A 19,426-nucleotide genomic window follows, 5' to 3' on the forward strand; every position below is an offset into this window, starting at 1 on the left:
ATCCGGTGGCCGGCTCCGGCCGGCCACGCCCGGCCCCGGCCGCCCCGCGACGACGGCGACCGGCCCCGGCGCTCCCACGGGGACGCCGGACCTCACCACCACCACATCCCGGTCGCACCATCGCAGAAAAGGGGGATCGCCGTGAACGATCTCTTCACCTGGGCAGCCCTGGGCAGCCTCGCCGGCGCGAGCGCCGCAACCCTGTTGGCCACCAACGTCATCGGCGGGCTGATCGGGCCCAGCGGCGACAAGCTCCGCAAGTGGATCGCCATCGCCATCGCGCTGCTGCTGTCCTACGTGACAGCGGCGTTCGCCGACGACGCCGGCGGCGAGAAGTGGATCATCGCGTTCTTCAACGCGCTTGTCATCTTCTCCGCCGCGCTCGGCGTCAACCAGTTCCCGCCCGGCAACCGGCAGGCGACCCAGGCGTCGCCGACCCAGGTCGCGCAGGGTCGTGAGCCCCGTGTCTTCCGCTCGTGGGTCTGAGGGGGTGTCGTCATGATCTTCGGATTTCTCAGCGCCGCGGTCCTGGTCGGCGTCGGCGCCGTCTTCGGCCTCCTGGCCGGCGGCCCGATCGGCCTGCTCATCGGCGCCGTCGTGGGCCTGCTGGTCGGCGCGGTCTTCGGCTGGGCGGTGGCCTCCGCCGGGGTGTACGCCCCGGACGCGCGCGGCATCTTCCTCTTCGTCGTCGACCACACCTGGAGCCTGCTGAACACGGTGGTCGGGGCCATCTACCTGGCCGTGCACCTGATCTTCGGGCACTCGCTGGACCGGCCCACCTCACTGGGCAGCGGCCGGGTCAGCGTGGTGGAGGGCGTCTCACCGCGCTACGCCACCACCATCGGCACCGTCTGCGCCGGCTCCAACTCCGGCATCCAGCGGCACGAGGACGTGCACATCTTGCAGGCACGCCTGCTCGGGCCGCTCTACATCCCGCTGGTGCTGGCGAACTACGTGCTGTTCACCATCGCCCCGATCTGGCTGCTCTACCACGACCACACCAACGCGCCGATCAACCGGTTCACCCGCTACTTCGAGATCGGCGTCTACCCACACGTGTGGAACGAGGCCATCGCGTACCGGATCCAGGGGACGCCGCCGCGATGACCACCGACGGGCGCGGACCGATCGAGACGGCCACCGCCGCGCTGGCCACCTGGCTGGCCAGCGCGGCGGGGGAACCCGTCCCGATCGGCCCGCCCCGCACCGGCGGCGACGCCGACGGGCTCACCCTCTGGCCCCTCGAACTGCGCCCGGCCCGACAGACCCGCTCCAGCGGCGCGGTCCGCGAACCCTACCGGTTCACGATCCGCTACCTGCTCTGCGTCACCGGGCCGGCCGGGCTGGACCGCCTCGACCGGGTGCTCACCGCCGCCACCAGCGACGGCAGCTACCCGGTGGTGCTGGAGGCCGGCGACGCCGCCCTGTGGACGGCGTTCGGCGCGCCGCCCCGACCGGCGCTGCTCATCGACGTGCCCGCGCAGGTGGACCATCCGACCCCGGCCGCGCCACCGGTGCTGCGCCCCCTGCGGCTGCGCCAACTCGACGTACGCGCCCTCGCCGGCCGGGTGGTCGGCCCCGAGAACCAACCACTGGCGGCGATGCGCGTCGAACTGCCCGGCAGCCCGTCCGCCACCCACACCGACCCCGACGGCCGGTTCCTGATCGTCGGCGTCCCGCACGACCCGGACAACCCCGCGCCGGTACGGCTGCGACTGGCCGGACGGGGGCTCGTGCTCACCGCCGACGTCGACGCGGACGACGACGACATCGTCATCGTCTGCGCGCCACCGACCCACTGACGCCCAACCGCACAGGAGGACCGATGCCCAGCTACTTCTCCCCCGGCATCTACGTCGAGGAGGTCCCCAGCGGCGCCCGACCCATCGGACCGGCGAGCACCAGCATCGCCGCGTTCGTCGGCGTCGCGCCGAACCGCGGCGCCCACCTGGGCAAGGCGGTACCGGTCAACAACTGGACCGAGTTCCTCCGGCTCTTCGCCGACGGGGACCAGGTGGAGAGCACCGCGCTGGCCCGGGCGGTCTTCGGCTTCCTCGACAACGGCGGCGCCCGCTGCTGGGTGGTCAACGTCGGCGACGGCGGCGCGATCAGCGGCACCGGCAAGCAACGCGGTGGCCTGCAACTGCTGGAGGCCATCGACGAGATCTCCATCATCGCCGCGCCCGGCTTCCACGACGTGGTGACCCACGAGGCGCTGCTGAGCATGGCCGAACGCACCCGCACCATGGTCGCGATCTGCGATCCGGCCCCCGACATCGACGACATCTCCGCGTTGACCCGCGTCGCCACGCCGTCCTCCGGGAAACCCCCGAAACCCGCCGAGGGTACGGGCGCCGCCGCCGGCCCGGGCGGCGGGGAGGGACCGCCGGCGTACCGGCCCCGGCAGTCCGAGTACGGCGCCTTCTACTACCCGTGGCTACAGGTCCGCGACCCGATCAGCGGGGACCTGGAACTGACCCCGCCGAGCGGGCACCTGGCCGGCATCTGGGCCCGCACCGACGCCCTGCGCGGCGTACACAAGGCACCCGCCAACGAACCCGTGCGCGGCGCCGTCGACCTGGGCTACCTCGTCACCCGACCCGAACACGACGTGCTCAACCCCAAGGGCGTCAACGTGATCCGCTACTTCGCCGGCGAGGGCATCCGCGTCTGGGGCGCCCGTACGCTCGCCGCCGAGGCCAGCGAATGGCGCTACCTCAACGTCCGGCGACTCAGCATCGCCATCGAACAGGCCATCGCCAACGGCACCCGCTGGATGGTCTTCGAGCCCAACGACTTCACCCTCTGGCGCTCGATCCGCCGCGACATCGGCGCGTTCCTGACCCGGGTGTGGCGCGACGGCGCGCTGCTCGGACGCAGCCCCGAGGAGGCGTTCTTCGTCAAGTGCGACGAGGAGACCAACCCGCCGGACGTCCGCGACGCGGGCATGGTGATCGCCCACATCGGCATCGCCGTCGTCAAGCCCGCCGAATTCGTGGTGTTCAAGCTGAGCCAGTGGGCCGGCGGCACCGAGACCGAGACGATCGGAGGCTGACATGCCCACCACGGCCGCCCCGCAACCCGGCGCACCTGTCGACCCGTACCGGGCGTACAACTTCAGGCTGCTCATCAACGGCGTCACCAACGGCCACTTCACCGAGATGAGCGGGCTGGAGGTGAACATTCCCGGGCAGCCGTACCGGGAGCACGGCGTCGGCCGGATGCGGATGGTGCCGGGGCAGGCCGAGTACGAGCCGGTGACCCTGCACTTCGGACTCACCACGTCCCGGGAGCTGTGGGACTGGGTCAACGCCACCGCCCAGGGCACCGTCAACCGCCGCAACGTCTCGGTGGTGCTGCTCGACTCCGTGGGCACCGCCGAGGTGCTGCGGTGGAACCTGATCGACGCCTGGCCCACCAGGTGGCGCGGCGCGCACCTCAACACCCTCAGCCACGAGATCGCCATCGCCTCGTTGACCCTGCGCTACGAGGGCCTGGAGCTGGAGACCGGCGGTGCCACCGCGCCGACACCCGCGTAGCTGGCTGGCCGACCGGCTGCGCGCTGCGGCCGGGGCGGTGCACCGCCTCGCCGCCCGGGTCGAGCCCGCCGGGGTCGCGTCCCGCCCGCCGGAGGTGCCGCGTCGCTTCGGGCAGCCGCCCCAGCACTGGCTGGACCTGGTGACCGCCCACGCCCCCGGCCTGCTGCACGACGTGGACCTCGACCGGCCGCCGGACCTGGGCACCGGCCCGCCGCCCGCCCCGGGCCTCGACCCGCGCGGTCACGCTGGGCCGCCGGACGACCGGCCCGCCGGGCTCGGAGCCGGTGCGGCGGCGTCGCCCCCGCACGGCGGACCCGCTCTCCCGGCCGGCCCACCCGGTGCCGGGGCCTGGCCATTGGTCGACGTCGGAGGGCTTCCTACAACCGGCACGACCGATCCAACCGGCCCGAGCGGCGCGACCGGCCCGAGCGGCAGCGGTGCCTCCGGCGGCGGTGGGGCGCCCGACACGAGCGGTGCTCCTGGCACGGATGCGGCATCCGGCGACAGGTGGCTGTCGGGCGTGACCGCACGACCCGGCCAGCCCGGTGCGAGCGGCCAGCCAACCTCCGGTACGGCCAGCGGATCAGAGAGGACTGGCGCGGCCGGCGGGCCCGGGAGGGCTGGAGCGGCGGGTGGCTCGACGGAGACCGGCGCGGCGAGCGAACCGCGTACGGCAGGCGACCCGGCGACTGTCGCGTTCGGGACGGACGGGTTCACACCATCGGTGCGCTCCAGGACAGCGGAGCGCACACCAGGAGCAGGGCGCCCCGGAAAGTTCGGCGCTGGCGACGGTGTCGAATACCCGCCGCCGGTGAGTGTGGACCGAGGGCGGTCGACGAGCAGGCCGGAACGCAGGCCCGGCGCGGGTGCACACGCCGACGGCTCGGGGGTCGGTAGCGCCGTCCCGAGCAGCAGCCGTGACACCTCCGGGACGTCCGATGGACACGGGGCGGTGTCTTCCCACACGGATCAGCGGGCGACGGCCCAACCGGCCTCGTCCCACCCTCGAACCAGGCCGTTCGGGATCTTGGAAGATTTCGACCCCTCCGGGGGCGGTTTCCTTCCCAGATCTCCCATTGCGTCCGGCCGCCCCGGGGGGCCGGGCGGTGGGAATGGGCGGGGCTACGCGGTCGGACCCGAGCCTCGCGGCGGGCGGTGGCCGGTCGGGCCGGAGTTCGCGCCCGGGGCGTCCGTCGTCGACCCGTGGCCGCCGCTACCGGATGACGAACCGCTGTGGACGGTGCCGGCTCCGGCGTCGGACGCGGCACGGCTCGCCCGCCTCGACCGGGAACAGGCGGGCGACTGATGGAACGCGTGGCCTTTCTCATCGACTCCTCCGGCGAACGGGTGGACTGCCTGCTCAACCCGGAGACCGTGCAGGTGACCCGGCTCGCCGGCGTACGCCGTCGGGGTGTCCCCGACGGGCAGCTCACCGGGGCGGGGCTGGCCGATGACCCGCTGGTGTTCACCGGCGGTGGTCGCACCGAGCTGGTGCTCGACCTGCTGTTCGACGTCGACTTCGTCCAGGCGCAGGTCCGGCCCGCCGACGTGCGGGTGTTGACGCGTCCGCTGTGGATGCTGGCGGAGAACTCCACAGCCGAACACGGGTGGCTGCGGCCACCGCTGGTCCGGCTGGTCTGGGGCAAGACCTGGAACGTTCCCGGTGTGATCGTCGCGGTGGCGGAGCGGTTCGACGCGTTCACCGGCACCGGGTCGCCCCGGCGTTCGTGGCTGCGGCTCAAGCTCGTCCGGGCGGCCGAGACGGCCGACCAGGCGCAGGCCGGGTTCGCCGAGGAGCTGGCTGCCGCGAGCACACCGAGCGCCGCCCCGGGCAGCGCCGTGGTCGCCGCCGGTGACGGAGCGGCCGAGCCGGGCCGCTCCGGAGTGCGCTTCGACCTGCTGGCGAACGACGCGCTCGGCTCGCCGTTGCGCTGGCGGCTGCTGGCCGAACACAACCGGATCACCGACCCCCTCGCGGTGCCGGCCGGTACCACCCTCGCCGTCCCGCCGCCCGGCAGCGTCCCGGGCGGCGGCACCCCCGGGGCGACGCTGACCGGGATGGCGCGGGCGGTCGCCACCGGCACGTCGTTCGTGGGCGCGTCGATCGCCGCCGCCGTGGGCTGGGCCGGCTCGACGCTCACCCCCGCACCGGCCGGCGCCGCGCCGACCAGCACCGGTCCGACCGGTGGCGGGCCGGGAGGTACGCCGTGACAAGCGTCGCGCCCCGGGCGCTGATCGTCAGGCTGGACGGCGTCGAACTGGCCGCCGCGGCCCGTCAGCGGCTGCGCTCCCTGCGGGTGGCGGCACGGCTGGACCAGCCCACCCAGGCCGAGCTGGTGCTCGCCACCACCGCCGGGGTCGGTGCGTTCGACCCGGTGGTACGCCCCGGAACGACACTCGACGTACGCCTCGCCGACCACCCGGACGCGCTGTTCGCCGGGGAGGTCACCGCCGTCGAGGTCGAGTACGCGGCGGACGGCGTCGCGCTGTTGCGGCTGCGGGCGTACGACGCGCTGCACCGGCTGCGCAAGCGTCAGGGGTTGCGGGTCTTCACGGCGGTGACCGCCGCCGACCTGGCCGGCGAGCTGTGCGGCGAGGTCGGGTTGGACGTGGCGGCGGAGGCCGACGGGCCCCGGTTGGAGCGGCTGCTCCAGCACCGGCACAGCGATCTGGAGCTGCTGCGCGAGGTGACCGGCCGGGCCGGGCTGCACCTGGCCGTCGACGGCGACACGGTGCGGCTGGTGACCCTGGCCGGCTACGGCGAGCCGGTCGCGCTGGCCCTCGGCGCGGGTGTGCACAGCCTGCGGCTGTCCACAAACGCCGACCAGGCCAGCGGCACCAGCGCCGCGCTGGGCTGGCATCCCCAGCGAGCCGAACCGATCAGCCAGCGGGCCGACGAGGCGCGGTGCGCCCGACCGGCCGGCGACCGGCCGGACCCGGCAGACGTGGGCGCCGACGGGGTACGCACCGCCGTGGACCAGCCGGGCCGCAGTGACGACGAGCTGGCGGCGCTGGCCCAGGCGCGACTGGACACCCGGGCGGCGGCGCTGGTCACCGCCGAGGGGGTGGCCGAGGGCGATCCGGCGCTGCGGCCCGGCCGGCGGATCGACCTGGGCGGGGTGCCCGAGTCGGTAGCCGGGGCGTACGTGCTGACCGAGGTGGTGCACACCGTGGACGGCGACGGGCACCTGACGCGGTTCTCCACGGTGCCACCGACCGTCCCGTCGGCCGCGACGGCGGGCGCGGTGGTCACCCTCGGCACGGTCACCGACGTCGCCGACCCGGACGGGCTGGGTCGGGTCCGCCTGACCCTGCCGACGTACGGGGATCTGGACGCCGGGTGGCTGGGCGTGCTCTGCCCGGGGGCGGGTCGCGGCAAGGGTCTGGTGGCGCTCCCCGATCCGGACGACACAGTGCTTGTGGTGCTGCCCGGCGGTGAGCCGGCCTCGGGCGTCGTGCTGGGCTCGCTGTTCGGCGCCGTCGAGCCGTACGACGCGGGCATCGACGACGGCCGGGCCCGCCGCTGGACGCTGCGGACCGCCGGCGGCCAGTCGATCGTCGTCGACGACGTGCGGCGCAGCCTGCGCCTAGGCACCGAGGACGGCAGCTTCCTGGAGCTGACCCCCGATCTGGCCACCCTGCACGCCGCGTCCGACCTGGTGATCTCCGCGCCCGGCCGGGCCCTGGTGGTACGCGCCCGCGGCGTGGACTTCCTGCACGCCGAGTCGACCGAGGACCCGACCACCGCGGCGCGGCAGGCCCGTTCGCTCGCCCGCGCCCACCACGAAGGAGGCGGCTGATGCGCTGGATCCACCGCGACTCGGTGATCACCTGCGACCACGACGGCCGGGTCGAGAACCGGCCGTCGCAGCAGTGGGTGACGGTCACCGCCGTGCCGGTGCTGGTGGACGACGACCCGGAGGGACGGAAGATCGTCGCCTGTCCGAACTACGGCCCGACCATCAAGCCGTGCACGAAGACCGAGGCCCTGCGCGTCGGCTACAGCGACTGGCTGCGGGTCGACGGGCAGCGGGTCGTGCTCGACAACCTGGAGGGGTTCACCAACGGGACGCCGCCCAACGCGGTCCATCACACGGTGCGCGACCCGCGCCAGCGGTTCCTGAGGGCGGACCGGTGAGGGCCTTCCGGTTCGTCGGCGCCGGTTTCGACGCCGGTCGTACCGGTGGGTTGGCGCTCACCGCGGCCGGCGGCCTGGCGATGACCGACGGCGACGAGAGCGTACGCCAGGCGTTGTTCCTGTTGTTGTCGACGACGCCGGGTGAGCGGCTGATGCGGCCCGGGTACGGCTCGCGGCTGCACCGGCTGGTGTTCGCGCCCAACGACGACACGACAGCCGGATTGGCCATCCACTACGTCCGGCAGGCCATCGCCCGGTGGGAGCCCCGGGTCGAGGTCATCGACGTCGACGCCGGGCCGGATCCGGACGACGCGTGGCGGCTGGTGATCCGGTTGGACTATCGGGTGCGGGCCAGCCTCACCCCCGGGCAGTTGGTCTTCTCCGTGGATCTGCTGCCGGCCGACGAACCCGAGCAGGGAGGATCGTCATGACGCTGCCCGTGCCGCACCTGGACGACCGTGGGTTCCTCGACCTCGTCACCGAGGCCCGGGAACGGATCCGGCAGTCCTGCCCGGCGTGGACCGACCTGTCCGCGCACGACCCGGGCATGGCCCTGGTGGAGGCGTTCGCGCACCTGACCGAGGTGATGATCTACCGGCTGAACCAGTTGCCGGAGAAGGCGTACGTCTCGTTTCTGAACCTGCTCGGGGTCACCCGGCACGCGCCGACCGCGGCCTGGGCGGACGTCCTGTTCACGCGCGGCGGGACCGACCGCGTGGCGGTGCGGATCCCGGCCGGGCTGCGGGTCGCGGCAGCCCGGGGCGCCGACCCGCGGCCGGTCGTGTTCGTCACCACCGAACCGGCGGTGTTGCCCGCCGGTGAGGCGTCGGTGCTCGTACGGATGCACCACTGCGAGCCGGTCGACGCGGAGCTGCTCGGCGTCGGCACCGGCCAGCCGGGTCAGGTGCTGCGAGCGGCCCGCGCTCCCCTGGCGCACACCGCCGAGCCACTGGACCTGCTGCTCGGCGTCGAGGTGCCGGCCGGCACTGTGGAGTTGGGCGCGGCGGCCCGGGAGCACGACGGCCGCACGTTCGAGATCTGGCGGCCGGTGGACAACTTCGCCGGGCTCGGCCCCCAGGCCAAGGCGTACCTGGTGGACCGTTGCTCAGGCACCGTCACCTTCGCTCCGGCCCTCGACCTGCGGCCCCCCGCCGCGCCGGGCGAGGCCACGGCGGGCGCGCCGGCGCCGGTGCCCGTGGCGGCGGTGCCGCCGGCCGGGCGTCAGGTCCGGCTCTGGTACCGGGCCGGCGGCGGGCCGACCGGCAACGTGGCGGCGGGCACCCTGACCAGCCTGCGCGACCCGCTGCCCGGGGTGAAGGTGGACAACCCGGCGCCGGCCGCCGGCGGTCGGGACATGGAGGCGTTGGAGTCGGTGCTGCTGCGCGGCCCGTACGAGTTCTTCGCCCAGCAACGGGCGGTCACCTCCCGCGACTTCGAGGTGCTGGCCACCGGTTCCGGCGCGGTGGCGCGGGCCCGGGCGTTCACCCGCGCGGCGGTGTACAGCTTCGCCCGCCCGGGCGAGGTCGAGGTGGTGCTGGTGCCGTACGTGCCGGAGACCGCCCGGCCGGGTGGCCGACTGCCGGTGGCGGTGCTGCGCGAGCACGAGGTGCCCGAGGCGCGGCACCGGGTGGAGACGGACCTGGAGCAGCGCCGGATGGTCGGCATCCGGTCCCGGGCGACCTGGGCCCGGTTCAAGGCGGTGTCGGTGCGGGCCCGGGTGGTGGTCCGGCGGGAGGAGGACGTCGACGCGGTCCGCCGACGGATCCACGACCGGCTGCACCAGACGTTGAGTCCGCTGCCCACCGCGCTCAACCCGACCGGTTGGCCGTTCGGTGAGCCGCTGCGGGCCTCCAACGTGTACCGGATGCTGGAGCACGCCGAGCCGGGCGTGCGCTACGTCGAGTCGGTCCGGTTCGTGGTGGACGAGGCGCCGGACGCCGACGTCCGCGCCCTCGCCGTCGACCAGTACCAGCCCCGCACCTGGTACGCCGGCCGCGGGGCGGTGCTGTTCCGCTCCAGCAACGCCGGGGCGGGCTGGGAGCCGACCGGCCGGTTCGACGGGGAGACGGTGCTGCGGGTGGCGCCCGCGCCGGCGCCGGTGCGGCCGGGCATCGTGCCCCGGGCCGGCGCGGTGGCCGTGGTGACGCTGCGCGCGTCCGGCGGCTCGCGGGTGCACCTGAGCACCGACCTGGGTGAGACGTGGTCGCTGCTCACCGACCTGGACTCGCGCATCTCCGACGTGGCCTGGCTGGACCGCGACGGCGCGGGCGCGCTGCTGGTGGCCACCGACACCGGCCTGTACGAGGTGTCGCTGCTGCCCGGGGCGGTGCCGTTGCAGATCCTGGTGGACCCGTCCGACGCAGACCGGGGGTTCTACGCGGTGCGCGCGTTCGTCTCCGAGCGGGGGGCACCCGGGGTGGCGGTGGCGGCGCAGGCCGGCTTCGGGGTGTACCTGTCGACCGCCGGCGGCCGGCCCGGCAGCTTCACGCACATCGGTCTGGCCAACGTGGACAACCGGGTCCTCGCCGTGCAGTACGACGGGCCGGCCACGCTGCTGTGGAGCGGCGCCGGCGAACCGGACCCGAAGAAGCCCGGTCAGGGCTGCCACCGCGCCCGGCTGTTCGAGTCCGACGTGAAGTGGCAGTCCATGCAGGCCGGCTGGATCGGCGGCACCTGCCGGGAGCTGGCGTTCGCCGGCCAGCAGGCGGTGGCGGCCACGCAGAGCGGCGGTGTGGTGCGGCTGGACACTCTGGCCGCCCAACCGCAGTGGCTGCCGGTGTCGGTCAACTGCGGCCTGCCGCTGCGCGACCGCACCCGGTTCGTGCCGGTGGACGCCATCGCCGTGGCCGGCCCGGCAACCGCTACCGGCGGCACGGGCGTCGGCCCGGCCGGCGGTACGGCGGAGCGGCTGATCCTGGCCGGCGGCGAGCGCGGTGTGCACCGCAGCGTCGACGCCGTCGAGTGGACGCCCAGCGCCAACCAGGCCACCGCCGACGTGGTGACCGTCCCGGACACGTGGCTGCTCTGCTCCGGCGAGCACGACATCGAGGTGGTACGCCAGGATGCGACGCTCGGCGATTGAACGGCTGCTGCCCGCCGCGTACCAGCGGGCCTGCGTACCGGGCAGCGTGCTCTGGGCGCTGCTGGACGTGATGGAGCACCTGCACGCCCCGGACGAGGCGATCCTCGCCGAGGTGGACGCCCTGTTCGACCCGTACCGGGCGCCGGAGCACCTGGTCGTGCGGCTGACCCGCTGGGTGGCGATGGACCACGTGGTGGCGTCACCCCGACCGGACGCCCCGCTGCCGCTGCCGGTGGGCCGGCTGCGTGACCTGGTGGCGAACGGCGCGCTGCTGGCCCGGTGGCGGGGCACCCCGTACGGGATGCGCCGCGCCCTGGAGCTGGCCACCGGGGCGGCGGGGTTCGTCATCGACGAGCCCACCGAGCGGCCCTTTCACATCGTGGTACGGGTGCCGGCGTCCGCCGCCGAGCAGCTCGCCGTGATCACCCGCATCGTCGAGGCGGAGAAGCCCGCCTCGACCACCGTCGAGATCGTCGTGGAAGAGGAGTCGTCATGACCACCGAGTGGGCGGTCGTCGCCGCCGCCGAGCAGTTCACCCTCGACCCGCGCAACAGCGGAGAGCTGACCTTCACCGTCTCCAACCCGGGCAACGCGCCGGACACGGTGGTGTTCGACGTGGCGCCCGGCGAGGGCTCGCAGCGGGCGTGGTTCACGGTGGCCGAGCCCCAGCGCGTGGTGCCCGGGCAGGGTTCGGTGTCCTTCCTGGTCAAGGTGGCCGTGCCGGCGGGCACCCCGCCCCGGCGCTACGACATGACCGGGTTCGCGTACTCGGCGAACACCGCGCCCGAGGAGAGTTCCCGGTCCAGTGGTCGGGTCACCTACGAGGTGCGGGCGGTCGCCCCGCCCCGGCGTACCCCCTGGTTGTGGATCGCCGCGGCGGCGGCGATGGTGCTGGTGGTGGTGACCGTCGGGGTGGTGCTGCTGACCCGCGGCGGCGACCCGGCTCCCGGCGAGCCGCGGGTGGTCACCGTCGAGGCGGAGAGCCTGATCGACGGCGCGGTGGTGGAGTCCCCGCGCACCAGCGGCGCGACGGTGGTCGCGCAGCCGAACTGCTGCGGGGTGACCTGGTCCGGCGACAAGCAGCTGTTCTTCCAGGGGCTGGCCATCGGCGACCAGGTCACCGTGACGGTGCAGATCCCGGCGGACGGCACGTGGCGGTTCGCCGCCGCGCGGACCACCTCGTTCGACTACGCCAACACCGTGTTCGTCATCGACGGCGACCAGGTCGGTGGGACGTTCCTCGGCTTCACTCCGACGGTGCGCAAGACGGAGTTCCTGGACGTCGGCACGGTGCGGCTGACCAGGGGTCCGCACCGGGTCACCCTGCTGGTGGTGGGCAAGACGCAGGGCACCAACCGCTACTTCGCGGGCGTCGACGAGATCCGGTTCACCGAGCTCGTCGCGCAGGCCGTCGCCCGATGAGCGGCCGGCAGAAGGCTCTGCTGGGGCTGCTCGCCGTCGCGCTGGTAGGGCTGTTCGTGGTCGCGGCCGGCGCGGGCGGCGACGACCGGGGCGATCCGGGGGCGCGGCACGGGCTGGTCGACCGGTTGGGCGCGCTGGGCGGTGAGCGCTCGGCGGTGGACCCGGCGACGGTCGACGCCGACTGCGCCGACGACGCGGGCCGGCTGGTGTTCTCCGGCGGCTGCGTGGTGCGGGTCGCCGACCCCGGCGGGCTGCGCACGCTGGTGCTGCGCAGCGCGGCGCGGTTCACCGTCGTCGCGCCGGCGCCCGGGGATGCCGACCTGACCATCCGCGACGAGGTCGAGCCGGCCCCGGACGGCACCGGGGCGGTCGCGAAGGTCGCCGTCGACCAGGCCACCGAGGTGGGCCTGCGCTGTCCCGGCCTCGGCGGCTGCACCGTCGTCGTGGCCACGTCGTGAACGCGGAGGGAGGGTGCCGCCGTGGGTGACCTGCGCAAGCCGTTCCTGCTGCTGGCGATGCTCGCCATCGTCCTGGCCATAGGGGTGGAGCTGGGCGCCGGGCTGCTGCTCGGCGGCGCCGACGCCAGCTCGGCGCTGGCCGACAGCGCCGGCGCGCTCGACGTGGAGATCGACGACGTGTCCGGAGTCAGCGAGCCGTCCGGTCGGGGCACCGGTCACCTGGCGTTGATCGACGCGGTGGCGGTCTGGAGCACCGGGCTGTTCTGCCTGGGCCTGCTCCTGCCCGAACGTGTCCAGGGCCGGGTGCAGGGCGTCGCCAGCCTGATCTTCTCGATCATCCTGATCATCGTCGGGCTGGTCGCGCTGCTCATCGCGTTCGTGGAGCTGTCCATCATGGTGTCGCTGTTCCTGGCCGTCCCGTTCGGCACCCTGGCGTACCTGGCCCTGTGGGGGTTCTTCCCGGTCGGTGAGGCGTCGGTGCTGCTGGGGCTGGTGCTGCTGCTCAAGCTGCTCTGGGCCGGGCTGCTGGTGCTGGCCCAGCCACGCTTTCTGCAGAACAAGGGCCTCGTCCTGCTGATCCTCACCACGCTGCTCTGCACCGTCGTGCTGGAGTTCCTGCACCACCTCGTGCCGGTGATCCTGGTCAGCATCGTCGACGACGTGGCGGCTCTGGTCTTCGCGGTGGTCGCCATCATCTGGGGTCTGGTGCTGTTGATCGGTTCGATCCCGGCGATCGTCAAGGCCGTCCGGGTGACAGCGGCCCTACCGACCCGCTGATGCCCCGGTGACGGCGAGGGCCGCAGCCGTCGCCCGGTTCAGGGTGCCATCGGCTATCAGCACCGCGTGCCGGCCTCGTCGAGCGGCGCCGGCGGGGATGGTGACCGGTTGGTCGAACGCGAAGGCCACCCCCACGCCCGGATACATCGCGGTCCGCGTGAACCACCGGTCGCCGTCGTCGAGGCCCGTGAAGACCAGGGTGTACGCCTCACCGTCCGACCCGGTGCCGACGAGCGCCACCCACGGATCGGCGGAGCCGTTGACCGCCTGCTCCCCCGCCGCCGAGGCGCTGAACACCGACGCCGGAGAGGCTGAGACGGCCCGCCAGAAGAACCCGCCGTAGCCGGCACCGTCGGGGCGGCCGTTGGTGGCCGGGCTGCCCAGCCGCACGTCCTGGCCGGCCGGGGCGGTGAGGGTGTAGTCCAGTTCCAGCCGCCAGGCCGACGAGCCCTCGGTCAGCGGGACGGCGGCGAGCTGGCGATGCTCGGTGAGCAGCACCGCCCCGTGCGGGTCGCGCCACTCCAGCCGGTGCGCCAGTCGCTCGGCGGTCCGCTCCGACCAGCCGGTGTGGGCGATGACGCCGTGGTCGTCGCGCCAGGTGTAGCCGACGTCGCGCGCGTAGGTGCGTCCGCCCCAGAGGTTGGTGCCGTTGACGTCCTGCACGGCCAGGGAGGCGCCGAGGTGCCACACGTGGTCGGCGGGCAGCGCGTCGGTGACCACCGTGCCGGCGAGGGTGCGCACCGGGTGCAGGTACGGCCGGGGTCCGTGCCGCGCGTCCAGCGCCGGGTCGAGCACGTAGCGGGCCACCTCCGTCCCGCCGACCAGCAGCCGCGCCGGCTCCTCCCGGTCCCCGTTCACGGCAGGCCAGCGCGGGCGGGGGCCGGCAGCCGGTGGGCGACGGCGTGCAGGGCGGCCACGGTGTAGCCGGCGAGGATCGGCACCGCCACCGGCGTGACCAGGACGGCGAGCACTCCGGCCAGCACCGCCACCCCGCTCAGCGCCGCCCACCGGGTGGGCGCGTCCAGACAGGCGCGGGCGGCGGTGCGCGCCGCGGTGCGCCAGCGGGCGCCGCCGCCCACCTCGACGACGACCAGCCCGGCGTACCCGACCAGGCCGGCCGCGACCAGCGCGGTCACCAGCAGTGCCGGCGGGCCGCCGGGCACCCGGCCGGTCGCCAGCGCGGCCAGGTCGGCGGCGAGCAGCCCGGCCACGGCCAGGGCGAGCAGGCTCACCGGCACGCCGGGCAGCACCGCGCCGCCGAACCGGCGCAGGGTGGCGCGCGCCGACGGCCAACTGCCGGTACGCGTCCAGGTGTGCACGGCCGCGCTGGCCGTGCTCACCGCTGCGGCGGCGGTGAGCAGCGGCGCCGCCGCGAGGGTCAGCAGGATGCCGAGCAGCGCCAGGTCGGCGGCGTCGCGGGCGACGTCGCGCCAGTCCCGCCGCCCGCCGGCGTCGGCCGGTTCAGCCCTTGATGCCACTGGTGTTGATCCCCTCGACGAGCATCCGCTGGAACGCGACGAAGAACAGGAAGACCGGCAGCAGCGACAGCACCGACATGGCGAACATCGGCCCGACCGCGCTCTGACTCGTCGAGTCGATGAACAGGGTCAGCGCGACCGGCACGGTGTAGTCCTCCAGCTGGGACAGGAAGACCAGCTGGCGGAAGAAGTCGTTCCACGTCCAGATGAAGGAGAAGATCGCTGTGGTGACCAGCGCGGGGCGGCTCAGCGGCAGGATGATGTGCCGGAAGATGCCGAACGGGCCGGCGCCGTCGATCCGGGCCGCCTCGTCCAGCTCCCGCGGGACGCCCCGCATGAACTGCACCATCAGGAAGACGAAGAACGCCTCGGTGGCCAGGAACTGCGGGATGAGCAGCGGCAGGTACGGCCACTCGCCGCCGACCAGCCCGAGCGTGCGGAACAGGATGTACTGCGGCACGATCAGCACGTGCTGGGGCAGCAGCAGCGTGCCGATCATGACGGCGAACCACAGGCCCCGCAGCCGGAACCGCAGCCGGGCGAAGGCGTACGCGGCCAGCAGGCAGGAGAGCCCGTTGCCGACGACGGTGAGCAGGCTGACCATCGCGCTGTTGAGGAAGAACCGGCCGAAGCTGACGTCGAAGTTGGACCACCCGGCGGTGTAGTTGCCCGGGGTGAACCGCTCCGGCAGCAGCCCGACGTTGTTGACGATCTCCTCCTGGGACTTCACCGAGGTGCCGACCATCCAGATCAGCGGGTAGAGCACCACGGCGACGATCGCCACCAGGATCAGCAGTCGCAGCAGCGTTCGTCCGCCGGGGCGTCGGCGCGCGGTCGGCGCGGGCCCGGTCGGTACGCCGGCCGTCGGGGTCACCGCCACCATCACCGGTCCTCCCCGTCGGAGTAGTGCACCCAGAACCGCCCGGTACTGAAGAAGATCGCGGTGATCACCGCGATGGCGAGCAGGAACACCCAGGCCATGGCCGACGCGTAGCCCATCTCGAGGTCGGTGAAGCCGGTGATGTAGAGGTTCAGCGTGTACATGAGGGTGGAGTCGACCGGGCCGCCGGTGCCGTTGCTGAGCACGAACGCGGCGGTGAAGCCCTGGAATCCGTTGATCGTCTCCAGGACCAGGTTGAAGAAGATGACCGGGGAGAGCATCGGCAGGGTCACGTTGCGGAACTGCCGGAACCTCCCGGCCCCGTCGACCGAGGCGGCCTCGTACAACTCGGTGGGCACCTGCTTCAGGCCGGCCAGGAAGATCACCATCGGTGCGCCGAACTGCCAGATGGCCAGCACCATAAGCGTCTCCAGGGCCCAGTCCGGGTCGTTCACCCAGGGCTTGCCCTGGATCCCGACGAGGCTCAGGAGCGAGTTGAACGCGCCGTCGCGGTTGAACATGTTGACCCAGACGATGGCCAGCGCGACGCTGCCGCCGAGCAGCGACGGCAGGTAGAAGAGCCCGCGGAACAGCCCGACGCCGCGCCAGGCGCGGTTGAGCAGCAGCGCCACGCCGAGCGCCGCGGCGAGCTTGAGCGGTACGGCGATCAGCGCGAAGGTCACTGTGACCCGCACGGCGTGCCAGTACGACGGGTCGGAGGTGAACATCCGTTCGTAGTTGGCCAGCCCCACCCACCGCACCTCGGAGAACGGGGTGAGGATGTCGTAGTTGGTGAAGCTCAGGTAGAGCGACAGCAGCATGGGGACCGCCGTGACACCCATCAGGCCGATGAGCCACGGCGACAGGAAGACATACCCCGCCAGACCTTCGCTGTGCCGGAGGCCGGGCCCACGCCTCGTGGCGTGGGCCCGGTCGGTTCCGGGGCCGCGTCGGGTCGGGTCGGGTGCCGTGGTCAACGCCACGAGCAGCTCCTCTCCTCGCCTGGTGGGGCGGGTCAGGCGATGGCGGCCTTGCACGCCTCGACGAACTGGGCGGCGGCCGCGGCGGGGGTGGCCCGGCCGTACTGGGCGTTCTCGGCGGCCTTGATCAGCTCGGACTTGACCTTGCTGTGACCCTTGATCGGCACCTGCGGGGACGTGCCGAACTTCTGGGTCAGCTCCGCCTCGACGGCGATGGACTGCTTCATGGCCGGGTCGGTGGTGTCGTCGCTGACCACCCGACGCAGGTCCAGGTTGGACGGCAGGCCGCGGTCGGTGCCGAGCAGCTTGACCGCCTCCTGGTCGTTGGTCAGAAAGTTGATCACGTCGACGGCGACGTCCTTGTTCTTGCTGCCCTTGAACACCGACCAGTACATCGACGCCCGGGCCCACTGCGCGCTCGGGTCACCGGGGTAGGCGACCACGCCCAGCTCGTCCTTGGTGTTCTTCTTCAGGTCCGGCATCTGGTTGGCCCAGACCCAGGAGGTGGCCGACTTGCCGGTGACCACCAACTGCTTGGTGACGTCGCTGGAGTTGCCCTCGTGGATGACGTCGGCGGTCGGGGTGGCCCTGCGGTCCCGGGCGCCCTTCCACAGGTCGAACCACCGGGTCACGTCCTCGACGGTGAAGCCCAGCTCGGAGCCCTTGTAGAGGTCCTTGCCCTGCTGGCGCAGCCACACCCAGAACGCCTTGTAGTCGGCGCTCGGGTCCTGGGTGCCGGGCACCTTGGTCTTGGCGGTGACCTGCTCGGCCCAGGCGATGTGCTCCTCCCAGGTCATTCCGGTCGTGGGCTCGGGCAGGTTGTGCTTGGTCAGCAGCGTCTTGTTGTAGACCAGGCCCTGGGTGTTCTCCCCGGCGGCCAGGCCGGCGAGCTTGCCGTCGACCACCCCGTACTGCCAGAGGCTCTCGGGGAACTTCGAGGTGTCCAGCTTGCCGGACTTCTGGTAGGAGGTCAGGTCGAGCGTGGTGCTGCGGGCCGCGTACTCGGCCAGGTAGTTGTCGTCGATCTGGAACAGGTCCGGCGGGTTGCCGCCGGCGGTGAGCGTCGCCAGCTTGTCGAAGTAGCCCTGGTTGGCCTGCCAGGTCGTCTCGAATGTCACGTTCGGGTGCTTCTTGGTGTAGAGCGCGAGGGCGTCCTCGGTCAGCTTGGCCCGTGCGTCGCCGCCCCACCAGAAGATGGAGAGCTTGACCGGGGCGTTCGGGTCGGCGGCGGAGCCGTCGTCCCCGCACGCGGCGGCACCGAACATCAGCGGCGCGGCGACGGCCGCGGCGAGCAGGCCGCGCAGCAGCCGCCGCCTGGGCAGCGGGGTACGGTGATGACGCCCGGCGGGCGTGTCAGTGGTGGGGGGCGTTGCGGGGTGCATGAGCGCTCACTCCTCGGCATTAGGAGGCGACGGCGTCACCGGTGGCCGCGGTCGGGATGCCCGGGCCCGCAGGGCAATGCGGGTCCGGGCCAAGCGAAGCGGCCGGGGGACGTGCCGGTCGGGCCCGCGGGCCCGGGCCGGTCGAGTCGCGGATGACCAGGTCGGTCTGGAGCATTACCTGTGCAGTGGTACGACGGACGCCGAGTGCCGTGCCGGCGCCGAGCCCTCGCGCGCCGCGCGGTGACTCGATGTCCTGTTGCAGCAGCATGTCGACGGCCGTTCGGCCGGCGGCCGCGGTGGGTGTGGCCACCGTCGTCAGTTTGGGTCGGGTGAGCCGGCTCAGGGCGATGTCGTCGACCCCGACGACGCTCACCTCCTGCGGCACCCGGACCCCGAGCGCGTCGAGCCCCTCGATGAGGCCGATCGCCATCAGGTCGTTGTAGGCGAGCACGGCCGACACTCCGCTGCGCCGCACCTGCTCGGCGACGGCGGAGCCGCCGGTCTCGGTGGGCGCGTTCGGGCCGAGCATGGTCAGCTCGGCGCCGCCGGCGCGGGCGGCCGTGGCGGCGGCGCGGCGCATCTCCCGGTTGGTCCACGAGCTGCGCGGCCCGCCGAGCAACGCGATGCGGTGGTGGCCGAGGCCGATCAGGTGCTCGATCGCCGCCCGGGCGCCCTGCCCGACGTCCATCAGGACGCAGGGCAGGCCGGTCACCTGGCGGTTCACCACGACCAGCGGCACCTCGCGGCTGAGCTGTTCGATGAGGCTGTTGCTCATCCGCGGGCTGCACAGCAGCACCCCGTCCACCTGTTTGGCCAACGCGTGGACCAGTTCCTCCTCGGCGGTCGGGTCCTCGTTGGTGTCGGCCACGAAGACGTGGTAGTCGCGGTGCCGGGCCTGGCTCTCCGCCGCCTTGATCAGCGGCGGGAAGAACGGGTTCGCGATGTCGGCGATGATCAGCCCGATGTTGTGGGTACGCCCGGTGATCAGGGCGCGGGCGGCCCGGTTCGGCCGGTAGCCCAGGTCCTCCGCGCAGGCCAGCACCCGGACCCGGGTCTCCGGGTTGACCAGGTGCGGCGCGGAGAAGGTGCGGGACACGGTGGAGATGTGCACACCGGACGCCCGGGCGACGTCCCGGATGGTGACTGGCACGGCGGCCCTTTCGTCCGATGTGGCGGCGGTCACGTGGGTGCCGCCAATTAATGCAAACGGTTGCTCCAGTGTCAACGGTGGATGGTTACGGTTCTGTTGCGCCGAGGCTCCCAGCGGTGATCTACAGGCCCATAAATAGG

20 protein-coding genes are annotated in these 19,426 nt (G+C 73.2%); 14 read left to right on the top strand and 6 right to left on the bottom strand.

Annotation, left to right across the window (positions count from 1 at the left end):
- Positions 1 to 141: 141 nt before the first annotated feature.
- The 14 genes from FHG89_RS06055 (at position 142) to FHG89_RS06120 (ending at position 13,416) form a co-directional block, all read left to right on the top strand.
- Complete coding sequence (locus FHG89_RS06055) at positions 142 to 486, top strand: hypothetical protein (protein ID WP_139583366.1); 345 nt, start codon at positions 142 to 144, stop codon at positions 484 to 486.
- A 12-nt stretch (positions 487 to 498) separates the two neighbouring features.
- Complete coding sequence (locus tag FHG89_RS06060; protein ID WP_139583367.1) at positions 499 to 1,107, top strand: glycine zipper family protein; 609 nt, start codon at positions 499 to 501, stop codon at positions 1,105 to 1,107.
- On the top strand, positions 1,104 to 1,802 hold the full coding sequence (locus FHG89_RS06065) for a carboxypeptidase regulatory-like domain-containing protein (RefSeq protein ID WP_139583368.1): 699 nt from the start codon (positions 1,104 to 1,106) through the stop codon (positions 1,800 to 1,802). The genes FHG89_RS06060 and FHG89_RS06065 overlap by 4 nt, the downstream gene beginning before the upstream one ends.
- 23 nt (positions 1,803 to 1,825) lie before the next feature.
- Entirely contained in the window at positions 1,826 to 3,055 is a 1,230-nt protein-coding gene (locus FHG89_RS06070; RefSeq protein ID WP_139583369.1) for a phage tail sheath family protein, read from the top strand.
- A gap of 1 nt (position 3,056) precedes the next feature.
- A complete protein-coding gene (locus FHG89_RS06075) occupies positions 3,057 to 3,539 on the top strand; it encodes a phage tail protein (protein ID WP_139583370.1) in 483 nt (160 codons plus the stop codon).
- Positions 3,540 to 4,844: 1,305 nt separating this feature from the next.
- Positions 4,845 to 5,750: a CIS tube protein gene (locus FHG89_RS06080; protein WP_139583371.1), complete on the top strand. Its 906-nt coding sequence runs from the start codon at positions 4,845 to 4,847 to the stop codon at positions 5,748 to 5,750.
- Positions 5,747 to 7,339 (top strand): contractile injection system protein, VgrG/Pvc8 family, encoded by a 1,593-nt coding sequence (locus FHG89_RS06085; protein WP_139583372.1) that lies wholly within the window; start codon positions 5,747 to 5,749, stop codon positions 7,337 to 7,339. The genes FHG89_RS06080 and FHG89_RS06085 overlap by 4 nt, the downstream gene beginning before the upstream one ends.
- Positions 7,339 to 7,677 (top strand): hypothetical protein, encoded by a 339-nt coding sequence (locus FHG89_RS06090; protein ID WP_139583373.1) that lies wholly within the window; start codon positions 7,339 to 7,341, stop codon positions 7,675 to 7,677. The genes FHG89_RS06085 and FHG89_RS06090 overlap by 1 nt, the downstream gene beginning before the upstream one ends.
- Complete coding sequence (locus FHG89_RS06095) at positions 7,674 to 8,108, top strand: GPW/gp25 family protein (protein WP_139583374.1); 435 nt, start codon at positions 7,674 to 7,676, stop codon at positions 8,106 to 8,108. Before FHG89_RS06090 ends, FHG89_RS06095 begins: the two co-directional genes overlap by 4 nt.
- Positions 8,105 to 10,759 (top strand): putative baseplate assembly protein, encoded by a 2,655-nt coding sequence (locus FHG89_RS06100; RefSeq protein ID WP_139583375.1) that lies wholly within the window; start codon positions 8,105 to 8,107, stop codon positions 10,757 to 10,759. Before FHG89_RS06095 ends, FHG89_RS06100 begins: the two co-directional genes overlap by 4 nt.
- On the top strand, positions 10,740 to 11,255 hold the full coding sequence (locus FHG89_RS06105) for a phage tail protein (RefSeq protein WP_139583376.1): 516 nt from the start codon (positions 10,740 to 10,742) through the stop codon (positions 11,253 to 11,255). Before FHG89_RS06100 ends, FHG89_RS06105 begins: the two co-directional genes overlap by 20 nt.
- Positions 11,252 to 12,181: a carbohydrate-binding protein gene (locus tag FHG89_RS06110; RefSeq protein ID WP_139583377.1), complete on the top strand. Its 930-nt coding sequence runs from the start codon at positions 11,252 to 11,254 to the stop codon at positions 12,179 to 12,181. Before FHG89_RS06105 ends, FHG89_RS06110 begins: the two co-directional genes overlap by 4 nt.
- Positions 12,178 to 12,639 (top strand): hypothetical protein, encoded by a 462-nt coding sequence (locus tag FHG89_RS06115; RefSeq protein ID WP_139583378.1) that lies wholly within the window; start codon positions 12,178 to 12,180, stop codon positions 12,637 to 12,639. The genes FHG89_RS06110 and FHG89_RS06115 overlap by 4 nt, the downstream gene beginning before the upstream one ends.
- Before the next feature lie 21 nt (positions 12,640 to 12,660).
- Positions 12,661 to 13,416: a hypothetical protein gene (locus FHG89_RS06120; protein ID WP_139583379.1), complete on the top strand. Its 756-nt coding sequence runs from the start codon at positions 12,661 to 12,663 to the stop codon at positions 13,414 to 13,416.
- Here FHG89_RS06120 and FHG89_RS06125 read toward each other — a convergent pair.
- Genes FHG89_RS06125 through FHG89_RS06150 form a run of 6 tightly spaced genes read right to left on the bottom strand, consistent with a single transcriptional unit; the run spans position 13,402 to position 19,286 of the window.
- A complete protein-coding gene (locus tag FHG89_RS06125) occupies positions 13,402 to 14,274 on the bottom strand; it encodes a DUF6807 domain-containing protein (protein WP_139583380.1) in 873 nt (290 codons plus the stop codon). The two genes, FHG89_RS06120 and FHG89_RS06125, sit on opposite strands and share 15 nt — an antisense overlap.
- The gene (locus FHG89_RS06130; protein WP_139583381.1) at positions 14,271 to 14,894 is read right to left on the bottom strand and encodes a hypothetical protein; all 624 of its coding nucleotides are present in this window, start codon (positions 14,892 to 14,894) and stop codon (positions 14,271 to 14,273) included. The genes FHG89_RS06125 and FHG89_RS06130 overlap by 4 nt, the downstream gene beginning before the upstream one ends.
- The gene (locus tag FHG89_RS06135) at positions 14,878 to 15,777 is read right to left on the bottom strand and encodes a carbohydrate ABC transporter permease (protein ID WP_139583382.1); all 900 of its coding nucleotides are present in this window, start codon (positions 15,775 to 15,777) and stop codon (positions 14,878 to 14,880) included. The genes FHG89_RS06130 and FHG89_RS06135 overlap by 17 nt, the downstream gene beginning before the upstream one ends.
- Entirely contained in the window at positions 15,777 to 16,757 is a 981-nt protein-coding gene (locus FHG89_RS06140) for a carbohydrate ABC transporter permease (RefSeq protein WP_139583383.1), read from the bottom strand. The genes FHG89_RS06135 and FHG89_RS06140 overlap by 1 nt, the downstream gene beginning before the upstream one ends.
- Before the next feature lie 32 nt (positions 16,758 to 16,789).
- Positions 16,790 to 18,136, bottom strand: coding sequence for an ABC transporter substrate-binding protein (locus tag FHG89_RS06145; RefSeq protein WP_139583384.1), 1,347 nt, complete (start codon positions 18,134 to 18,136; stop codon positions 16,790 to 16,792).
- A 19-nt stretch (positions 18,137 to 18,155) separates the two neighbouring features.
- Entirely contained in the window at positions 18,156 to 19,286 is a 1,131-nt protein-coding gene (locus FHG89_RS06150) for a LacI family DNA-binding transcriptional regulator (RefSeq protein WP_139583385.1), read from the bottom strand.
- Positions 19,287 to 19,426 lie beyond the last annotated feature (140 nt).

Origin of the sequence: Micromonospora orduensis (assembly GCF_006228125.1) — a bacterium.
GTDB classification, from domain to species: Bacteria; Actinomycetota; Actinomycetes; order Mycobacteriales; family Micromonosporaceae; genus Micromonospora; species Micromonospora orduensis.

Bases quoted from the DNA above. Each gene is read 5' to 3' on its own strand.
- FHG89_RS06060 (WP_139583367.1), top strand. From the start codon at position 499: ATGATCTTCGGATTTCTCAGCGCCGCGGTCCTGGTCGGCGTCGGCGCC.
- FHG89_RS06065 (WP_139583368.1), top strand. From the start codon at position 1,104: ATGACCACCGACGGGCGCGGACCGATCGAGACGGCCACCGCCGCGCTG.
- FHG89_RS06070 (WP_139583369.1), top strand. From the start codon at position 1,826: ATGCCCAGCTACTTCTCCCCCGGCATCTACGTCGAGGAGGTCCCCAGC.
- FHG89_RS06075 (WP_139583370.1), top strand. From the start codon at position 3,057: ATGCCCACCACGGCCGCCCCGCAACCCGGCGCACCTGTCGACCCGTAC.
- FHG89_RS06080 (WP_139583371.1), top strand. From the start codon at position 4,845: ATGGAACGCGTGGCCTTTCTCATCGACTCCTCCGGCGAACGGGTGGAC.
- FHG89_RS06090 (WP_139583373.1), top strand. From the start codon at position 7,339: ATGCGCTGGATCCACCGCGACTCGGTGATCACCTGCGACCACGACGGC.
- FHG89_RS06100 (WP_139583375.1), top strand. From the start codon at position 8,105: ATGACGCTGCCCGTGCCGCACCTGGACGACCGTGGGTTCCTCGACCTC.
- FHG89_RS06105 (WP_139583376.1), top strand. From the start codon at position 10,740: ATGCGACGCTCGGCGATTGAACGGCTGCTGCCCGCCGCGTACCAGCGG.
- FHG89_RS06110 (WP_139583377.1), top strand. From the start codon at position 11,252: ATGACCACCGAGTGGGCGGTCGTCGCCGCCGCCGAGCAGTTCACCCTC.
- FHG89_RS06115 (WP_139583378.1), top strand. From the start codon at position 12,178: ATGAGCGGCCGGCAGAAGGCTCTGCTGGGGCTGCTCGCCGTCGCGCTG.
- FHG89_RS06135 (WP_139583382.1), bottom strand. From the start codon at position 15,777: ATGGTGGCGGTGACCCCGACGGCCGGCGTACCGACCGGGCCCGCGCCG.
- FHG89_RS06145 (WP_139583384.1), bottom strand. From the start codon at position 18,136: ATGCACCCCGCAACGCCCCCCACCACTGACACGCCCGCCGGGCGTCAT.